We start from the raw sequence: 18,565 nt of genomic DNA on the forward strand, positions 1-18,565 counted from the left end.
GATGTCAGTCGCTACCAGCCTTATGGAAGATCAGTCGGCCCGGATCGCTCCGGCGCCGGCCGAAACGCTTTATCAGTTCAACGAATCGCCATTGCTGGCGCGTCAGAGCCAGCAGGAGTCGAATGCCCGCAGCTACCCGCGACGCATTCCCCTGGCACTCAAGCGCGCGAAGGGCATTTATGTCGAAGACGTCGAGGGCCGCAGCTTCATCGACTGCCTGGCCGGCGCCGGAACGCTGGCCCTGGGGCATAACCATCCGGTGGTGATCGAAGCGATCCAGCAAGTGCTGACCGATGAACTGCCGCTGCACACCCTCGACCTGACCACCCCGGTCAAGGATCAATTCGTACAGGACCTGTTTGGTCTGCTGCCGCCGGCTCTGGCTGCGGAAGCAAAAATCCAGTTCTGCGGCCCGACCGGCACCGACGCCGTGGAAGCCGCGCTGAAACTGGTGCGCACCGCCACCGGGCGCAGCACTGTGCTGTCGTTCCAGGGCGGTTATCACGGCATGAGCCAGGGCGCGTTGAGCCTGATGGGCAGCCTGGGGCCGAAAAAACCGTTGGGCGCATTGCTCAGCAGTGGCGTGCAGTTCATGCCGTATCCCTACGATTACCGTTGCCCGTTCGGCCTCGGCGGCGCGCAAGGCGTGCAGGTCAACCTGAACTACCTGGAAAACCTGCTGAACGATCCCGAGGCGGGTGTGCAATTGCCGGCCGCTGTGATTGTCGAGGCCGTTCAGGGCGAGGGCGGGGTGATCCCGGCTGATCTCGATTGGTTGCGCGGTCTGCGTCGCATCACCGAAAAGGCGGGTGTGGCGTTGATCGTCGATGAAATCCAGAGCGGTTTCGCCCGCACCGGCAAGATGTTTGCTTTCGAGCACGCCGGGATCATTCCGGACGTGGTGGTGATGTCCAAGGCCATCGGCGGCAGCTTGCCGCTGGCGGTGGTGGTGTATCGCGACTGGCTCGACACCTGGTTGCCGGGCGCTCACGCCGGGACCTTCCGTGGCAACCAAATGGCCATGGCGGCGGGCTCTGCGGTGATGCGTTATCTGGCTGAACACAAGGTTTGCGAACACGCTGCGGCCATGGGCGAGCGCTTGAGCGAGCACCTGCGCATTCTTCAGCGGGACTTCCCGCAACTGGGCGATATTCGCGGTCGTGGCTTGATGCTTGGCGTCGAACTGGTTGACCCGACCGGCGTACCGGATGTGCAAGGTCATCCTCCGATCTTCGCTCGACTGGCGCCGCTGGTGCAGCGTGAATGCCTCAAGCGTGGGTTGATTCTTGAGCTGGGCGGCCGGCATGGCGGCGTGGTGCGCTTCCTGCCGCCGCTGGTGATTACTGCTGCGGAAATCGATCGGGTGGCGGAGATTTTTGGCCGGGCGATGGTTGCGGCCACTGCCAGCCTCTAAATTTTCCGGGCCCCGCAACGTTCTTTCTACATAACGGCTGCGCACGCAGTGCAGCCCACCCTTACAGCGATGGAGAGACACCATGACGTCAGTATTCGACCGCGAGGACATCCTCTTTCAGGTCGTGGTCAACCACGAAGAGCAGTACTCGATCTGGCCCGACTACAAGGCCGTGCCGGAGGGCTGGCGCACCGTGGGCAAGAGTGGCTTGAAAAAGGAATGCCTGGCTTACATCGAAGAAACCTGGACCGATATGCGTCCGCTGAGTTTGCGCAAGAAGATGGAAGAGCAGGCGGCTGTGGCTCACTGACGTCTTCGCGCAAAGAGAAGCCCGCTGGACCGAGAAGGTCAGCGGGCTTTTTTGCGCCTAGAGTTTGTCTGGCTGTACGCAGGACCTGTAGGAGCTGGCTTGCCGGCGATGGCTGTGTTTCAGCTGACGAGTTTTTTGATGGAGTACATATCCATTCCTGCGGTAACGGCCGCTAATGGTTTCGCCCTTACGGCGAGTCCCTTTTTCAAACGCCAAAAAGGAACCAAAAGGCTTTGCCCCTGACGTACGGCCCTTCGCCTAGGCTCAGGGTTCCCTCGCTCCGGTCCTGCTCCGTGGGCCCGCCGCCATCGGCCATCCATGGCCGGGGGCGGCTACCGCGGCATCCTTGCCGCGGTGCCCACTGCGCAGAACCTCCACTCGGCCTCCCGACGGGGCAGATCAAAAGCAAAAGCCAAAGCGAGGCGGCCTGTGAGCCGACCTGTCTCTATGACCAGACGCATTCCCCTGTAGGAGCCGGCTTGCTGGCGATGGCGTCCGTTCAGTCAACAAACTAGTGTCTGACCCACCGCAATCGTCGGAACGCCGCCCGCAGCAAGCCGGCCCCTACACGGGGATTGGGTTCACACGATTCAAAATTGTAGGAGCTGGCTTGCCAGCGATGGGCGTCAACGATAACGCGGGGTGTCTGAATGAACGCGGTGTCCAGACGCTTTTCGCCGGCAAGCCGGCTCCTACAGGGAATCCCATACGCTTTTGATTTCCACCACTCATCAGGCCGAGCGTTAGCTCGCCTTCAGCTTTTGATCTGAGCGCCCCCTCGAGAGGCCGAGCGCAGGTTCTGCGTAGTGGGCAACCCGGCATGGATGCCGGGTTAGCCGCCCCCGGCCATGGATGGCCGATGGCGGCGGGCCCACGGAGTAGGACCGGAGCGAGGGCATGGCGAGCATTAGCGAGGCACCGAACGAAAGGGGCAAGAGCCCTTGGTTACTTGGGGCTCTTCCAAGTGACTCGCCGTAAGGGCGAAACCAATATCAGCCGTTACCGCAGCAATGGATATGGACACCTGAAAGTAATGCCCAGCTATCAGGCCGCCATCGCCAGCAAGCCAGCTCCTACAGGGGATTTGTGCAACGCCCACCGTAGAGAATGATCATGCGGTCCAGCCGACGCTAAACCCCACTCAACCCCTTGATCACCAAATCCACATTCCCCTCCAGCTCAGCCACCGGGTCCGCCGCGTCCACACTCAAAACGACCAACCGGCTCCCGGCCTCGGCAATCACCGCTTTCACCGCGTCCGACGGCTGCCGATGATGCAACACCACCGCCACGTCATTGTCCTTGAGCGTCACACCCAATTGCTTCAGCGCCTCCGGTGTCCACTCGGCGTCAGGCCGCGCATCGAGACCGATCAGTTCCAGATTGAGCCCGCCAATCAGGTAACCAAAGTGATCGCTCAGGCTCATCACGCTCAGATTGTCAGCACTGGCCAGCCGCGCTTCGCTGTCGGCGCTGAACTTGAGCAAGCGCTGTTTCAATGTCGCAAGGTTGGCCTCGATCACAGGCTTTGCAGCAGGAGCAAGGCGCACCAGGTCCGCCGCCATCACATCCGCCATGCGCCCCATGTTGTTGCTGGAAAACCACGGCTGACTGTTCAAGCCATCGACCTTGTTGCCCGGCTGCACGGCAATGCCGGGCAGGGCGCCGTCCACCGGGCGCGCGGCGTCGACTTCGACGATGCGAACATTGCTGCGCCGGGCGATCGGGTACAGCGGATCATCCGCCCACAACGAACGAAGACCAATCACCGCATCGGCGTCAGTCGCCAGTTTGGCCAATGCCGGCGCGCCGCGCCCGGTGAAGTAAGCCGTCTGACGACTGCCAGGCAGGTTCGCCGGCGCCGCGCGTTCAAGGTTGACGTTGGTGCCCTTGAGCAATACTTCGCCCAGACCATAAGTGATCGGCAAGGACGCCAGCACATGCAACGGTTTGGCGCTGTCCGCCGCAAACGAGGTATTGACCAGCCCGCACAGGGCGACGGCCAGGGTCAGTTGACGCAGAGAAAATGACATTTATCCGAGGTTCCCTTTCAGGCTGGGGACGACGCCGCGCGCAATGGCGGCGAGGGCGAAGGCGATACCGGCCACCAGAATGATCGCGGCGCCGGACGGGATCGGCAGGTCGAACACAATCGGCGCAAGAATCCCGCACAGCGTGCTGACCGTGGCGATCAGTACCGAGCACCAGAAGAATCCCTTGAGCGACTGGCTGAGCAACCTCGCTGCCGCCGCCGGAATCACCAACAGCGCACCGACCAGAATCGCCCCGATGACTTTCACTGCCGCCACGGTGATCAGTGTCACCAGAATCACGAACAGGTAATCCAGGGTCTTCACCGCCACGCCGCGCACCGCTGCCAGTTGCGGGTTGAAGCTGGCGAGCATGATGCGGTTGTACAGCGGCAAGGCCAGCGCCATCACCAGCGAACCGACGATGGCCAGCACCAGCAAGTCATTGCCGTTGACGGTCAACACCGAACCGAACAGCACGTTCTCCAAAATGTGCACGTTGATCTTGCCCGCCAGAATCAACAGCAGGCTCGCGCCCAACGCCAGCGACACCGACAGGAACACGCCGATCAAGGTATCTGGCGCCAGGCCCGTGCGGTTGCGCAGGTAATTCAGCAAAATGCCGAACAACAGGCAGTAACCGAACAAGCTGCCATAGGGCCCGGTGTAGGGTTCGCCGAGCAGAATGCCGATGGCCACGCCAGTCAGCGCCGCGTGACCCACCGCTTCGGAGAAAAACGCGAAGCGCTTGACCACCACCAGCGTGCCCAGACCGCCCAGCACCGGGCCGATCAGCAAACCGGCAAGCAGCGCGTTGACCACAAATCCATACGCCAGCGCCTCAGGCAGATAACCCGAAGACGCCCAGCCCTGAACCATCAAGCGAAAGGCTTCGTAACTCATCAGACAGCGCTCCGTGGATGGGTCGAGAACAGGGTCAGCAAACGTTCCGGGGTCAGTGCCTGTTTCGGCGTGGCATCGAACAGCACCCGGCGATTGAGCCCGGTGACGCGATCTGCCAGTCGACCGACCGCTTCCAGATCATGCTCGATCCACAGCACGGTGATCCCGCTCTGGCGCCAGTCGCCGAGCAACCGTTCGAACACCTGAATGCCCGCCTCATCGAGGGCCGACATCGGCTCATCGAGCACCAGCAATTGCGGCGCCGGGATCAGTCCCTGCGCCAGCAACACGCGCTGACGCTCGCCACCGGACAAGGCGCCCATGCGCCGCTTGCGCTTGTCCTGCATGCCGACCCGTTCCAGCGCTTCGCCAATCGCTGCCGCGTAATGCTTGCTCAACCCGAGGAACGCCGGGCGTCGCTGGCACATCGCGGCCATGAAATCGTCGACGGTCATCGGCAAGCCGCGATCAAACTCCAGCGCTTGCGGCACGTAGCCGATGGTGCCGGGTTCGCCGGGCCATTGCAGGCTCAAGCGGCCCTGATGGGGCATTTGTCCGAGCAGGGTCTTGATCAACGAACTCTTGCCACCACCGTTAGGGCCGACCAGTGCATGCACGCTGCCGGGCTGAACCTGGAAGGTGACCTGGTCAAGGATCGTCGTGCGCCCCAGCGTCAAACTGACCTCCGCAAAATCCAGCGTCGGCCCCGCCCCCTGTAGGAGCCGGCTTGCCGGCGATAGCGGTGTGTCATTCAACGATGATGTCGGCTGACTCGACGCCTTCGCGAGCAGGCTCGCTCCCACCGGGGATTCACTGAGTGTTTCCTTAGCGGTCATTGCCCAGACTCCTGAATCGCCCGAACCACGGTGTTGAGGTTGCCGGTCATTTCCTTTTCATACTTGTCGGCGGTGTATTCGCCATAGGAAATGTGCGACAGCGGGTACAGCTTCACCCCGGATTCACGCTGGATGGTCTCGACGTAGGTGGATGGGAAATCCATCTCCGAGAAAATCACTTTCACGTCCAGTTCGCGCAGTTGATCGATGGTCTTTTTCAGCTGGCTCGGGCTCGGCTCGATGCCATGGGCCGGTTCGACCACAGCCGTCACTTCCAGGCCGAATTCACGCAGCAGATAGTCGTAAGCCGCATGAACCGTGGCCACCCGCAGTTCGGCGTTCGGTGCCTGGGTCAATTTCGCCAGGGCGTCGGCGCGCATCTGCCGCAGGCGTTTGCCGTAGGCGCGGGCGTTTTGGGTGTAGGTCTTGGCGTTGGCCGGGTCGAGCTTGCCGAGTTCACGGGCAATGTTATTGACTTGGGCAATGGAGGCGCTGATCGACAGGAAAGTGTGCGGGTTAACGACTTTGCCGGCACCGCGCGCGGCAACACCGGTGGCGGCCAGCAGCGGTACGTTTTCGTTGGCTTCGATCACGGCCACGTTCGGCGTTTCGCTGGCGGCGATCATGCGGTCGGCGAAGTCGTCATGGCCGACGCCGTTGAGCACGATCACGTCCAGCCCGCTGATGCGCTTGATGTCTTCGGCGCGGGGCTCGTAGGCATGCGGGTTGAAGCCGGCCGGAATCAGCGGCACCACTTCGGCCTTGTCGCCGACGATGTTGGCCACGTAGCTGTAATAAGGGTGCAGGGTGATGCCGATGCGCAGGCGCTTGGCTTCGTCGGCGCTGGCCAGTGGCGTCAGCAGCAAGGCAAGCAGGCCGATCAGCAGCGGCCGCAAGAATGAACGTTGAGATGAAATAGGCATGGGAAAGCGGTCTTCTCTCGGGTGAAGGCGAGGGTTCAGTGCCGGTGCTGGCGGGTCACGCCGGCATCGAATTGCGCGACGATCTGCTGCCAGCCGGCGCTTTCGAGCGCGGCGTCCGTGAGGTCGGCCGGGGCTTTGAGGTCGGCGCCACGGTTGAGCCAGATGTCTGGCGCATCGTCGTCGGCGGTCAGGCGCATCAGAAACGAACCGGCTACGGCGGACGACTGGCTCTGGCCGAAATACGCCTTGGCGTCGAGCAATTGCCAGGCATGAGCGCCACGGCTGACGGAACTGGCGTCCTGGGCAAACGGCGCAAAACCTTCGTCCGCCAGGGCTTCGGGTGTCGGCAGGGTTTGCTGTTCCTGACGCAGCAGGTGAATCTCGTCCAGCGTCACCCGCAGGTCGGCGTAGATGCCTTGCTCGGAGGCGCTGAGGTCGCGACGGGCATCCAGTTGATGGCTGCTGACGGTGCTGATTTCCTGGGACTCGTGACGCCAGGCGACCACCGAACCGGCGACCGCCAGGATCATCAGGCACAGCAGCAATACATACAGGGTTTCATGGCCGGCACCGGCCGGGCGGACGACATGGGTAGTTGGCGTACTCATGGGGCTTGGATGTCCGCTTGGTCGATCTCGACGACGTGGCCGGGACCGGCATCGAACAGCACATAAAATTCGGCGCTGGGCTTCTTGAAGGTCAATTTGGAATCAGCTCCGAGCTTGCCCGGCACCAGGATGGTTTCGTCGTAGCCGATCACATCCAGGGTCACGCCCGGTGCGCCGCTGCCGTCGGAGAAACCGCCGGTGCACTGAATCTGCTCGGCGTCGATGGCCTTGCACTCGCACATCGGGTTGTGGGCCAGGGCGCTGGCGCTGAAGCCGGCGCACAGCACCAGCAACACGGCGTGGAGAGGGCGAAATGCGTTGCTCATGGTTTGCCTCCTTGTTTGTTCAGCCACTCGAGGGTGGCGGGGGATGCCTGGCTCAGCGGGATGGACGCTTGATGCATGGCGCCGTCCCAGCCTTCCATGGTGATCCACAGCTCGGCGTCGGCCTTGGTCTTTTCCGGGATCGGCAGCATGGCGCCCATGCGGTAGGGCGTGCCGAAGAAAATCACCCCGGCGGCGCGCAGGCTGCGCGGTTTGCCGATGCGCAGGTAAGTCGCCTTGACCTGCTCGCGGCAGCTGTCGCACAGCGCCGCGTTGAAGCTCTTCATGTAACCGGCCGGGCCATCGGGCCGTGGTGCTTCGTTGCGAAGTTCCGCCAGGCGCAGGCTCCACGGCCCGACCTGAACTTCACCGATTTCCCGCTCGCCCAGGCCGGTGTCCCCGCGAAACAGCGCGGCATCGGCAAAGTACTTGGGCATGAAACCCAGCGGCACCAGCAACAGCAAAACGTTGATGTGGAAGCGCCATTTGTGCCAGAAGCGGCTCAGTCTGGACCCCGGTTTTTCGGCGGCGAACAGGCTCATTGGCTGACCTCCGTGGTGTCGTGGCTCGTGACGTGAGTGGTATCGGCAGCGCGAGGACGTTTGTTGCTGCGCTTGAGGGCGTTAGCAGTGGCCAACGCAGTGCGCTTGGTCCAGATCAGCAGGCCGCTGAGGACCATCATGCTCAGGAGCAGGCCGAAGAAGAACCAGATCAGCTTGATCCAGAGCCCGCCGAAATCGCCGGTGTGCAGTGGCCGCATCGATTCGGTCACCAGCTCCAGCCCCGAGCGGTCCGAAAGCAGGCGGGTCACGGCGACATCGCCGGTATATGGGTTGATTTCGGCAGTCTGGAACATCAGCGGATACCAGCTGCGGCCGCCCACCGAGAGGTAGCTGTAGGCATTGGCGGGCAGGCTGATGAAGCTGTCTTCGAGGCCGGGAATGCGTGCCTTCGCTTCACGGATTGCCGTTTCCAGGCTGATCATCGGTGCCGGCGAGCCGTCGGCGGTGAGGGGCACGCTCTCACGCGGGACCACCGGCGCCACCGGGGCGGTGGAAATCGTGATCTGGTTATCGAACATGAACGCTTCGATCAGGAACCAGGTGCTGGTGACTGAAATCACCGCGATGAACCAGATCGACCAGATGCCGCTGAGGCGGTGAAAGTCGCCCCAGAAAATCCGCGCGCCGTGACGCAGGCGCAGGGTCGGTCGCAAAAAACCTTTCCAGAAGCGCTTGTAGACCACCAGCCCGGTAATCAGCGAAGCCAGCAGCGGCAGGCTGAGAAACGACACCAGGTACCAGCCCCAGCTGTAGCCATTGGTGAACGGCACCAGCCACCAACCATGCAAGGCGCGGGTGAAGGCCCTGAAGTTGAATTGCGGAGCCGTGCCCTGGATCACGCCGCTGTACGGGTTGACGTAGACCACCACCGAACGGCCGTCGGGGTAGGTCACTTCCACGTCCAGGGCGAAATGCGTTTCGTCAGGTCGGCTGATGCTTTCGACCAGGATCTGCGGCTCGGCCTGCTTGATCGCGGCGATGAGCTGGTCATAGCTCAACAGCGGCGCATTGTCGGAAGGTTGGCTGGCGCGCATTTGCGGGTTGGCCAGCCAGACGATTTCCTGGCTGATCACCGCCAGCGTGCCGGTCACACAGACGATCAGCACAAAAAACCAGATGGGCAGGGCCAGCCAGCTGTGGACCAGAAACCAGAGTTTTGAGCGGGATTTCTTCGACATGATTAAGGTCTTGTATCGATGAGAGGGCCTCTGCTGCGGGCTTCCCAGCATGGGGTCCATGAAAAGTGCGGTCGTGGCTTTTGCCTACGCGAACCGCCTGCATCTATATAAGACGAATGAGAATCAGAAATCCCGAACCTCGATATGAAAGTAAATGTTTCGTATTCCTGCGAACGCAAAACCCTGTAGGAGTGAGCCTGCTCGCGATAGCGGTGTGTCATTCAAACTACTCTTGACTGACACACCGCTATCGCGAGCAGGCTCACTCCTACAGGGGGTTTGTATTCACATGGCCGTCCTGATCCAACACGAACCATGTTCCAAGGGATCACTCTCCGGCCATTGATGGGGCCAGGCGACTGCCTAAGATGGGGCGCAGACGCCTGAAACCCGCGAGCCTGAGCGAATATCCCCATGACTTCAGCAAGAACCCTTTACGACAAACACATCGATTCCCACACGGTGTGTCGCCTCGATGACCAGGGCCACGTCCTGTTGTACATCGACCGCCAGGTCATCAACGAATACACCAGCCCCCAGGCCTTCAGCGGTTTGCGCGAAGCCAAGCGCGGGGTCTGGCGCCCCGGCACCGCGCTGGCGGTGGTCGATCACGTCAATCCCACAGCACCCAACCGCATTGCGGCGATGCCGGACGCCGGCGGTGCGCGGCAAGTGTCGTACCTGGCGGAAAACTGCCGGGACTTCGGCATCGAATTGCTCGACATCCTCGACAAACGCCAGGGCATCGAGCACGTGATAGCTCCCGAACAGGGGTTCATCCTGCCGGGCATGGTGATTGCCGCAGGCGACAGCCACACCACGACTTACGGTGCCCTCGGCGCGTTCGGTTTCGGCATCGGCACGTCGGAGATCGAACACTTGCTGGCGTCCCAGACTCTGGTCTACAAACGCTTGAAAACCCTGCGCGTGACGGTGGATGGCGAGCTGGCGCCGGGGCTGACATCCAAGGACGTGATCATGGCGCTGATCGGTCGGATAGGCGCGTCCGGAGCCACGGGCTACGCCATCGAGTTTCGCGGTTCGACCATCGATGCGCTGAGCGTCGAAGCGCGCATGACCATCTGCAACATGGCGGTGGAGGCGGGCGCACGGGGGGCGTTCATGGCGCCGGACGACAAAGTGTTCGCCTACCTCAAGGACAAACCCCGCGCGCCCAAAGGTGCGCTGTGGGAGCAAGCGGTGCAGACATGGCGCGCCTTGCACAGCGATGCCGACGCACTGTTCGACCGTGAAGTGTCGCTGGACGCCAGCGCGCTGGAGCCGATGGTCACCTGGGGCACCAGCCCGGATCAGGCCTCGCCGATCGGCGCCCGCGTGCCGGACCCGCAAGACATCAGCGACCTGATCCTGCGCCAGGACATGCGCCGCGCCCTGACTTACATGGGGCTCGAAGCGGGCATGCCGCTGAGCGACATCGTCATCAGCCACGCGTTTATCGGCTCCTGCACCAACGCCCGCATCGAAGACTTGCGCGACGCCGCCAGCGTGGTGCGCGGCAAACGCGTCGCCGAACACGTGCGGGCGATGATCGTGCCGGGCTCCACCGAAGTGCGCGATCAAGCCGAAGCCGAAGGCCTGGCAGCGATTTTTATCGACGCCGGTTTCGAGTGGCGCCAGTCCGGGTGCTCGATGTGCCTGGCGATGAACGACGACGTGCTGGCGCCGGGTGACCGCTGCGCCTCCAGCACCAACCGCAATTTCGAAGGCCGCCAGGGCGCCGGTGCCCGTACGCACCTGATGAGCCCGGCGATGGTCGCTGCGGCGGCGATCACTGGCCGCTTGACCGACATCCGTCATTTTGGAGCCCGCGCATGAGCCTGCAACCCTTCACTCAAGTCAGCGGTAAAGCCGCGCCAATGCTGGCGGCCAACATCGACACCGATGTGATCATGCCCAAACAGTTTCTCAAGGGCATCGACCGTTCCGGGCTGGATCGGGGTTTGTTTTTTGATCTGCGTTTTTTGCCTGACGGCCAAGCCAACCCTGAGTTCGTGCTCAATCAACCGGCATGGCAGGGCGCGAGTTTCATGGTGGTCGGGCCGAATTTCGGCTGCGGATCGAGCCGCGAACATGCGGTCTGGGGTTTAAAGCAGATGGGCATCCGCGCGCTGATCGGCAGCAGTTTTGCGGGGATTTTTTATGACAACTGCCAGCGTAACGGGGTGCTGCTGATTACGCTGGATGAGCCCGTGTTGCAGCGGCTCGGGCAAGTGGTCAGCCAACCAGAGACGGCGCTGATCAGCGTTGATCTGGAAACGCAGCAGATTCGTCTTCAAGGGGAGGTCATCCCTTTCGAAATCGACACCCTGCGCAAAACCGCGCTGGTGCTGGGCCTCGACGCCATCGGCAGCACCTTGCAGCGCAGCGAACAAATCAAAGCCTTCGAACACCAACACCTGACCGCCAACCCCTGGCTGAGCTGACACAACCCCTTGTAGGAGCCGGCTTGCCGGCGATGGCGTCCGTCCAGTCAACTCATTCGTCGTCTGACTCACCGCCATCGCCAGCAAGCTGGCTCCTACAGGGGAATGCGTTATACAGACAGATCCTTGAAATGCTCCTGCAAAAACTCCACACACGCGCGCAACTTCCCCGAGTACGCCAGCCGCGTCGGGTACACCGCCCATACGTTGGCGCTCTGGGTGTATCCGGGCAGCACCTGCACCAATCGCCCCTGCTCCAGCAACGGCTTCACATCCCACAGTGACCGCAACAACACCCCGCGCCCATCCAGTGCCCACTGCAAGACAATCTCGCCATTATTGGACGACAACGGTCCGCTGACCCGCACACTTTCCTGGACCCCGTCGTGTTCCAGGTTCCAGATGCCGAAGGCGTTGTCGCGCTCCTTGATCACCAGGCAATGATGCTGCTCCAGATCGCCCAGCGTCTGTGGTGTGCCGTGGCGTTGCAGATAACCGGGCGCCGCGCACAACACCCGCCGATTGCTCACCAGTCGCCGGCCGATGTGCTGGCCGGGGATGTCATCGCCGACACGGATCTCCAGGTCGAACCCTTCGTTGACGATGTCCACCACCCGATCAAACAGGTCGAGGCGAATCTCCAGGTCCGGGTAACGTTCGGCCAGCAGTGACAGGGCCGGCGCCACGTGATTGCGCCCGAAGCCAAAACTGCTGCACAAATGCAGACGCCCGCGAGGGCTGTCGTGGGCGTCGGAGAGTTCGTCGTGCAGTTGCTGGAAATCATCGAGAATCCGCAACGCCCAGCGCTGCACGCGCTCACCGTCCTCTGTCAGGGCGATGCGGCGGCTGGTGCGGTGCAGCAGGCGCGTGCCGAGGGTGGTTTCGAGAATCTGGATACGTTTGCTGACGTAGGCGGGCGACAGGCCCAGTTCATCCGCTGCGGCGGCGAAACCGCTTTTACGAATGACGGTAAGTAATACACGCAGGTCTTCGGGCAGGGGCACGGTGTCTTTCTTGGTGGTCATGACAGAACGGGCACTGGCGGCATGAGCCGCCAGCATAGCATCGGTGTGAACGCCGACTTACTCAGCAGACAGCTTGGCCGCCGCCGCTGCCGCCCGAGCGTGACGCCCGCGTTTGAGGGCAATCGGCGCCATCTTGCTGCGGTCCAGTTCACCTTCCCAGGCGGCCACCACCAGCGCTGCAACGGCGTTGCCGATGATGTTGGTCAGGGATCGGCATTCGGCCATGAAACGGTCGACACCGAGGATCAGCACCATCGCCGCCACCGGCACGGTCGGCACTACGGCCAGGCTCGCCGCCAGCGCCACGAACCCCGCGCCGACCACCGCGCCCGCGCCTTTGGAGGTGAGCATCGCCACCGCCAGCAAGGTCAGTTGCTGCTCCAGGCTCAAGTCAATGTTGGTCGCCTGGGCCAAAAACAGCACCGCCAGCGTCATGTAAATGTTGGTGCCGTCCAGGTTGAAGGTGTAGCCGGTCGGCACGACAATCCCCACCACGCCTTTGGAGGCGCCCAGGCTTTCGAGTTTCTGGATCAACTGCGGCAGCGCCGATTCCGAAGAGCTGGTGCCCAGTACGATCAACAGTTCTGCCTTGATGTACGCCAGCAGTTTGAAAATGCTGAAGCCGGCATAACGGGCAATGCTGCCGAGCACGCACGCAATGAAAATCAGCGCGGTCAGGTAGAACGTGCCAATCAGCTTCAACAGCGGCAGCAACGAGCCGAGGCCGTACTTGCCGATGGTGAACGCAATCGCGCCAAACGCCCCGATCGGCGCGACGCGGCTGATGATGCCGACGATGCGGAAGAACACTTCGCTGGCCTGATTGATCACGTTCACCAGTGGCCGGCCCTTTTCACCGACCATCACCAGCGCAATGCCGAACAGCACCGAGACGAACAGCACGGGCAGGATTTCACCCTTGGAGAAGGCATCAAAAAAAGTCGTCGGAATCACGTGCAGCAAAAAACCGGTGATGCCTTCGCCGTGTTCGGCCTGACCGACAAAACCGGCAATCGCCGACGAATCCAGCGTCTTCACATCAATGTTGAACCCCGCGCCCGGATGCAGCGCATGCGCCGCCAGCAGGCCGATCAACAGCGCAAGGCTGGAGACGATTTCGAAGTACAGCAGCGCCTTGCCACCGACCCGGCCGACCTGTTTCACGTCGTGCATGCTGGTGATTCCGGAGACCACCGTGCAGAAGATGATCGGGCCGATGATCATCTTGATCAGCTTGATGAAACCGTCACCCAACGGCTTGAGGTCGATGCCGATCTGCGGCCAGGAATGGCCGATCACAATGCCCAGCGCGATGGCGATGAGCACCTGCACGTAGAGGGTTCCCAGCAGTTTCTTGATGGTCATTTTTATTATCTCGAGACGGTTTTTGGGCATGACGATCCCGCACAGGCCAGTGACGGCCTGCGGCGGAAAGTGGATTCAGATCAGTACGGCGCGGCTGTCAGCGCAGGAAAGCCAGGACTTCGGCGAGCAGCAGCTCGGGGGCTTCTTCGGCGATGTAATGGCCGGCGGGCAGCGCTTTGCCGCGCACGTCGGTGGCCACGTGTTGCCATTCCTTGAGCGGCTCGAAGCAGCGGCCGACCGTGCCTTCGGCACCCCACAGCACCAGCAGCGGCAAGTTCAGATGACGGCCGGCGTCGATGTCGGCGCGGTCGTGATCCAGATCGATGCTGGCGCTGGCCCGGTAGTCCTCGCAGATCCCGCGTGCGGTGCCCGGCTGTTTCAGGCAGCGCAGGTATTCGCCAAAGGCCTCGGCAGTGAACGGTTTGAGCCCGGCACTGCGACTGCCCATCACGCTGCGCAGATAGGATTCGGGATCGGCCTCGATCAGGGTTTCCGGCAACGGAGCGGGGCGGATCAGGAAGAACCAGTGCCAATAGGCGCGGGCAAAGGCTTCATTGGTTTGCGTGTACATCGACAGCGTCGGCGCGATGTCGAGCAACACCATGCGTTGCACGGCTTGCGGATGATCCAGCGCCAGGCGATGGGCAACCCGGGCGCCACGGTCGTGCGCAAGCACCGAGAACTGCTCGAAGCCCAGGGACTTCATCAGCTCGATGCTGTCCTTGGCCATTTCCCGTTTGGAGTAGTTGGTGTGGTGGTCGTTGGCCTGCGGTTTACCGCTGTCGCCGTAACCGCGCAGGTCGGCGGCGACTACGGTGAAGTGCGCGGCCAGTTGTTCGGCAACCTTGTGCCAGATGACGTGGGTCTGCGGGTGACCGTGCAGCAACAGCAGGCCCGGCCCGCTGCCACCGATGCGGTAGGCGATGTCCACACCGTTGACGTGGCGCTGGTCTTTGAGGAATCCGGCGAACATGGGATGACTCCTTGTTGTAGTTGCCTGCATCCTGAAATTGTTCGGCGACTACGGCAAGGCGCAAAGCGTGGTGCGCTTGTTCATGAAGTGTGTTGTCTCGGAGGCCGCCTTCGCGGGCAAGCCTCGCTCCTACAAAAGCACAACCGGACCTGTAGGAGCGAGGCTTGCCCGCGAAGAGGCCCTGATACTCACAGAAAATCTCAACCCTGCTGAAACATCTCCTTGGCCCGCTGCTCAATCTGCGCCTGGGTCAAATCTTCCTTGCGCGTGGCCAGAAACCACAAATGCCCATACGGATCTTTCAACGTTCCCGAACGGTCGCCGTAAAACTGATCCTTGACCTCGGACACCACCGTGGCGCCCGCCGCAATCGCCTGTTTGTAGGACTTGTCCACATCATTTACATACAGGTGCAAGCCCACGGACGGTGACTTGTCCGGATTGCTCAACGGCCCCTGATCGCACGGCGTGCCGAGCATGATCGGGCAGTCGCCGATGCGCAGTTCGGCGTGGCCGATGCTGCCGTCGGGCATGGACAGGCGCATGACTTCGGTTGCGCCGAAGGCTTTCTTGTAGAACTCGATGGCTTCGACCGCTTTTTGAATGCCCAGATAAGGGGTGATGCTGTGATAACCCTCTGGAATGGGTTTGACGCTCATGACGATTCTCCCTGTCTATTGTTGAATTGAAGGTAGTCCTTCGCCGGTTTCCGACCGGATAACTATAGGCCAGCACCTTTTACGCATCCGAGTGCCCGACGAGCAGCAGCGCCACTGTTCGGCCATAAACAGTGAAGCAGCAGAATGCTCGGGTTTCTCACTGAATAACCGTTGAACCCCCCCGAAACTGCCCGAAAACACTGGCCCTGGCGGTCAGGCACAGAAGCTGCAATGTCCTCCGGTAAACACTGTTGCCGAGAGACTTGTATGCCTGAATCTGCCGTTTATCCGATCAACCCGCCGGCCGCCCATCGGATCGCCGATGAAGCCGAAGCCTTGCGTGTGGCCGAGCGCGTCGCCGCGGTCTTGCTGGAGCAGGACGCCGAGCGAGACCGTACGCGCCAGGTGCCCGCCGAAATCGTCGACCTGTATTCCAACAGTGGCTTGTGGGGCATCAGCGTGCCAAAGGAGTTTGGTGGCGCGCAGGTGTCCTACGCGGTGCTGGCGCAGGTCATCGCGATCATCTCGGCGGCCGATCCGTCCCTGGGGCAGATCCCGCAAAACCACTATTGCCTGCTGGAAGATATCCGCCTGCAAGGCACGCCCGAGCAGCAGGCACATTTTTTCGGCCTGGCGCTGCAAGGTCATCGCTTTGCCAATGCGCTGTCGGAAACCGGCGGCAAAAACGTGCAGGACATTCAGGCGACCGTTCGCCGTTATGGCGACGGGCATGTGATCAACGGCCGCAAGGGTTATTGCACCGGTTCGCTCTACGCCCATTGGCTGGCGGTGCTGGCGCTGGATGAAGAGCAGAGGGGCCAGTTGTCCTTCGTCGAACGCGGCACCCCAGGGCTGGTGATCGTCGACGACTGGGACAGCATCGGTCAGCGCACCACCTCCAGCGGCACGGTGCTGGCCGAGGACCTGCACGTCCCGGCGTTCAACGTGTTCCCGACGTATCGCTCCTATGAAAGCCCGACGCTGGCCGGCCCGTTCGCGCAATTGACCACCGCCGCCATCGACGCCGGCATTGCCCGCGCAGCGCTGCGTGACACCATCGCGTTCGTGCAGCAGTTCGCCCGGCCGTGGATCGATGCGGGTGTGGAAAAGGCCAGTGAAGATCCGCTGACCATCATTCAGGTCGGTGGCCTGGAGATTCGCCTGGAAGCTGCCGAAGCCTTGCTGGAACGCGCCGGTTGGGCGCTGGATGCGGCGCGCCCGGCACCCGATGAAGACAACGTCGCCCGAGCGTCCCTCGCGGTGGCCAAAGCCAAAGTGCTGACCACCGAAATCGCCATCGAAGCCACCAACAAACTGTTCGAACTCGGTGGCACCCGTTCGACCTTGAAGAAGCACAACTTCGACCGGCACTGGCGCAATGCGCGGGTGCACACCCTGCATGACCCGGTGCGCTGGAAATACCACGTGGTCGGCAATTGGCTGCTCAACGGCGTCAAACCGCCGCGCCACGACTGGTCCTGATCATGGCCGAATGGTTCAAGAACATTTACTGGGCCGACATCGGCCAGGCCTGTCTCGACACCTTGAGCATGCTGGGCGCCGCCCTCGGTTTTACTGTGCTGCTGGGGTTGCCGCTGGGGGTAGTGCTGTTCCTCACCGGCAAGCGCCAGTTGCACGAAGCCATCGGCGTTTACCGGGTGTTGTCGGTGATCGTGAACATGCTGCGTTCGCTGCCGTTCATCATTTTGCTGATTGTGTTGATTCCGCTGACAACGCTGCTGGTCGGCACTTCGCTGGGCGTGCCGGGGACCATTCCGCCGCTGGTGGTTGGCTGCACGCCGTTCTTCGCGCGGCTGGTGGAAACCGCTTTGCGCGAAGTCGATCGCGGCGTCGTGGAGGCGACCCAGGCCATGGGCGGCACCACCTGGCAAATCATCCGCCACACCTTGTTGCCCGAGGCTCGCGGCGGGTTGCTGGCGGCGGTCACTGTCACCGCCATCGTGCTGGTGGATTACACGGCGATGGCCGGGGTGATTGGCGGCGGTGGCCTGGGCGACCTGGCGATCCGCTACGGCTACCAGCGATTCCAGACCGACGTGATGGTGGTCACCGTGGTGCTTTTGCTGATCCTGGTCCAGGCCCTGCAAATGACCGGCGACCGATTGGTGGCGCGCTACAGCCGACGATAAACATTCGACTCAACAAAAAAACTCAGGCCTCACGTCCGCCCCACGACGGCCACTCAATCTGCCTAGGAGCACAACATGAAAAAGACCCTGGCCATTCTGGCTGCCCTTGTGTCGTTGAGCGTTCACGCCAACGAAAAACTCACCGTCGGTGCCACGCCGGTGCCGCACGCGGAGATCCTCGAGTTCGTCAAACCCACCCTGGCCAAGGAAGGCGTGGACCTGGACATCAAGGTCTTCACTGACTTCATCCAGCCCAACCAGCAGCTTGCGCTGAAGAACCTCGACGCCAACTATTACCAGTACCGGCCGTTTCTCGATGACTACAACAAGACCCGTCACACCGATCTGGTGCCGGTGGTCGGTGTGCACATCGAACCGTTCGGGGCCTATTCGACCAAGATCAAAAACATCGCCGAACTGAAGGATGGCGCCACCGTTTCCATCCCCAACGACCCGGTGAACACTGGCCGCGCACTGGTGCTGCTGCACGAGGCCGGGCTGATCAAACTCAAGGACCCGAGCAACACCCTGGCGACTCAGCGCGACATCGCCGAAAACCCGAAGCATTTGAAGATTCGTGAACTGGAAGGTGCGTTGCTGGCGCGTTCGGTGAGTCAGGTGGACCTGGCCTTCGTGTTTGCCAACTACGCACTGGAAGCGGGGATCGACACCAACAGCGCGTTGATCGTCGAGAAGGGCAAGAGCCTGTACATCGAATTCCTGGTGGCCCGCCCGGACAACATCAACGACCCGGGTTTGCAGAAACTGGCCAAGGCGTTGAATTCCGATGAAGTGCGGCAGTTCATCTTGACCCGCTACAAAGGGCAGATTGCGCCGGGCTTCTGATCTCTAGCCATTCTT

Annotated in this window: 19 protein-coding genes; 7 read left to right on the plus strand and 12 right to left on the minus strand. The window is 61.9% G+C overall.

Annotated elements, in window-relative coordinates; translation table 11 throughout:
• Nucleotide 1: 1 nt before the first annotated feature.
• Nucleotides 2-1,414: an aspartate aminotransferase family protein gene (locus tag J4E42_RS17710; protein WP_207285777.1), complete on the plus strand. Its 1,413-nt coding sequence runs from the start codon at nucleotides 2-4 to the stop codon at nucleotides 1,412-1,414.
• Between the two features lie 82 nt (nucleotides 1,415-1,496).
• Nucleotides 1,497-1,724: an MbtH family protein gene (locus J4E42_RS17715; protein ID WP_008033724.1), complete on the plus strand. Its 228-nt coding sequence runs from the start codon at nucleotides 1,497-1,499 to the stop codon at nucleotides 1,722-1,724.
• A gap of 1,130 nt (nucleotides 1,725-2,854) precedes the next feature.
• Here J4E42_RS17715 and J4E42_RS17720 read toward each other — a convergent pair.
• The 8 genes from J4E42_RS17720 to J4E42_RS17755 are packed head-to-tail and all read right to left on the minus strand — an operon-like array spanning nucleotide 2,855 to nucleotide 9,088.
• Nucleotides 2,855-3,757: a metal ABC transporter solute-binding protein, Zn/Mn family gene (locus J4E42_RS17720; RefSeq protein ID WP_207285778.1), complete on the minus strand. Its 903-nt coding sequence runs from the start codon at nucleotides 3,755-3,757 to the stop codon at nucleotides 2,855-2,857.
• A complete protein-coding gene (locus tag J4E42_RS17725; RefSeq protein ID WP_003226663.1) occupies nucleotides 3,758-4,657 on the minus strand; it encodes a metal ABC transporter permease in 900 nt (299 codons plus the stop codon).
• Nucleotides 4,657-5,493: a metal ABC transporter ATP-binding protein gene (locus J4E42_RS17730; protein ID WP_223435024.1), complete on the minus strand. Its 837-nt coding sequence runs from the start codon at nucleotides 5,491-5,493 to the stop codon at nucleotides 4,657-4,659. Before J4E42_RS17730 ends, J4E42_RS17725 begins: the two co-directional genes overlap by 1 nt.
• A complete protein-coding gene (locus J4E42_RS17735; protein ID WP_008043036.1) occupies nucleotides 5,490-6,416 on the minus strand; it encodes a metal ABC transporter substrate-binding protein in 927 nt (308 codons plus the stop codon). Before J4E42_RS17735 ends, J4E42_RS17730 begins: the two co-directional genes overlap by 4 nt.
• Nucleotides 6,417-6,451: 35 nt before the next feature.
• The gene (locus J4E42_RS17740; RefSeq protein ID WP_207285779.1) at nucleotides 6,452-7,024 is read right to left on the minus strand and encodes a DUF6162 family protein; all 573 of its coding nucleotides are present in this window, start codon (nucleotides 7,022-7,024) and stop codon (nucleotides 6,452-6,454) included.
• Nucleotides 7,021-7,350, minus strand: a complete 330-nt coding sequence (locus J4E42_RS17745) for a hypothetical protein (protein ID WP_008032642.1) — start codon at nucleotides 7,348-7,350, stop codon at nucleotides 7,021-7,023. The genes J4E42_RS17740 and J4E42_RS17745 overlap by 4 nt, the downstream gene beginning before the upstream one ends.
• Nucleotides 7,347-7,889 (minus strand): hypothetical protein, encoded by a 543-nt coding sequence (locus J4E42_RS17750; RefSeq protein WP_008032641.1) that lies wholly within the window; start codon nucleotides 7,887-7,889, stop codon nucleotides 7,347-7,349. Before J4E42_RS17750 ends, J4E42_RS17745 begins: the two co-directional genes overlap by 4 nt.
• On the minus strand, nucleotides 7,886-9,088 hold the full coding sequence (locus J4E42_RS17755) for a PepSY domain-containing protein (RefSeq protein WP_207285780.1): 1,203 nt from the start codon (nucleotides 9,086-9,088) through the stop codon (nucleotides 7,886-7,888). Before J4E42_RS17755 ends, J4E42_RS17750 begins: the two co-directional genes overlap by 4 nt.
• A 414-nt stretch (nucleotides 9,089-9,502) precedes the next feature.
• On the opposite strand from J4E42_RS17755, the gene leuC reads away from it, so the two are divergent.
• Together leuC and leuD are read left to right on the plus strand one after the other, a co-directional pair.
• A complete protein-coding gene (leuC, locus tag J4E42_RS17760) occupies nucleotides 9,503-10,924 on the plus strand; it encodes a 3-isopropylmalate dehydratase large subunit (RefSeq protein ID WP_207285781.1) in 1,422 nt (473 codons plus the stop codon).
• A complete protein-coding gene (leuD, locus tag J4E42_RS17765; RefSeq protein WP_008043030.1) occupies nucleotides 10,921-11,532 on the plus strand; it encodes a 3-isopropylmalate dehydratase small subunit in 612 nt (203 codons plus the stop codon). The genes leuC and leuD overlap by 4 nt, the downstream gene beginning before the upstream one ends.
• Before the next feature lie 110 nt (nucleotides 11,533-11,642).
• On the opposite strand, the gene J4E42_RS17770 is transcribed toward leuD, so the two are convergent.
• The 4 genes from J4E42_RS17770 to J4E42_RS17785 all read right to left on the minus strand — a co-directional run bounded on the left by J4E42_RS17770 (nucleotide 11,643) and on the right by J4E42_RS17785 (nucleotide 15,554).
• Entirely contained in the window at nucleotides 11,643-12,593 is a 951-nt protein-coding gene (locus tag J4E42_RS17770; protein ID WP_207285782.1) for a LysR substrate-binding domain-containing protein, read from the minus strand.
• 21 nt (nucleotides 12,594-12,614) lie between these two features.
• Nucleotides 12,615-13,922 (minus strand): C4-dicarboxylate transporter DctA, encoded by a 1,308-nt coding sequence (gene dctA / locus J4E42_RS17775; RefSeq protein WP_192419407.1) that lies wholly within the window; start codon nucleotides 13,920-13,922, stop codon nucleotides 12,615-12,617.
• Nucleotides 13,923-14,019: 97 nt separating this feature from the next.
• Nucleotides 14,020-14,895, minus strand: coding sequence for an alpha/beta fold hydrolase (locus tag J4E42_RS17780; protein WP_207285783.1), 876 nt, complete (start codon nucleotides 14,893-14,895; stop codon nucleotides 14,020-14,022).
• A gap of 200 nt (nucleotides 14,896-15,095) precedes the next feature.
• Nucleotides 15,096-15,554 carry a VOC family protein gene (locus J4E42_RS17785; RefSeq protein ID WP_008032627.1) on the minus strand — a complete coding sequence of 153 codons (459 nt, stop codon included), beginning with the start codon at nucleotides 15,552-15,554 and terminating at the stop codon, nucleotides 15,096-15,098.
• Between the two features lie 267 nt (nucleotides 15,555-15,821).
• Between J4E42_RS17785 and J4E42_RS17790 the strand changes: the two genes are divergently transcribed.
• The 3 genes from J4E42_RS17790 (at nucleotide 15,822) to J4E42_RS17800 (ending at nucleotide 18,550) form a co-directional block, all read left to right on the plus strand.
• Nucleotides 15,822-17,036 carry an SfnB family sulfur acquisition oxidoreductase gene (locus J4E42_RS17790; RefSeq protein WP_207285784.1) on the plus strand — a complete coding sequence of 405 codons (1,215 nt, stop codon included), beginning with the start codon at nucleotides 15,822-15,824 and terminating at the stop codon, nucleotides 17,034-17,036.
• A gap of 2 nt (nucleotides 17,037-17,038) precedes the next feature.
• Nucleotides 17,039-17,704, plus strand: coding sequence for a methionine ABC transporter permease (locus tag J4E42_RS17795; protein ID WP_008032624.1), 666 nt, complete (start codon nucleotides 17,039-17,041; stop codon nucleotides 17,702-17,704).
• 75 nt (nucleotides 17,705-17,779) lie between these two features.
• On the plus strand, nucleotides 17,780-18,550 hold the full coding sequence (locus tag J4E42_RS17800; RefSeq protein WP_008032622.1) for a MetQ/NlpA family ABC transporter substrate-binding protein: 771 nt from the start codon (nucleotides 17,780-17,782) through the stop codon (nucleotides 18,548-18,550).
• Nucleotides 18,551-18,565 lie beyond the last annotated feature (15 nt).

The sequence above is a fragment of the Pseudomonas sp. FW300-N2A2 genome, from assembly GCF_017351735.1.
GTDB lineage: Bacteria > Pseudomonadota > Gammaproteobacteria > Pseudomonadales > Pseudomonadaceae > Aquipseudomonas > Aquipseudomonas migulae.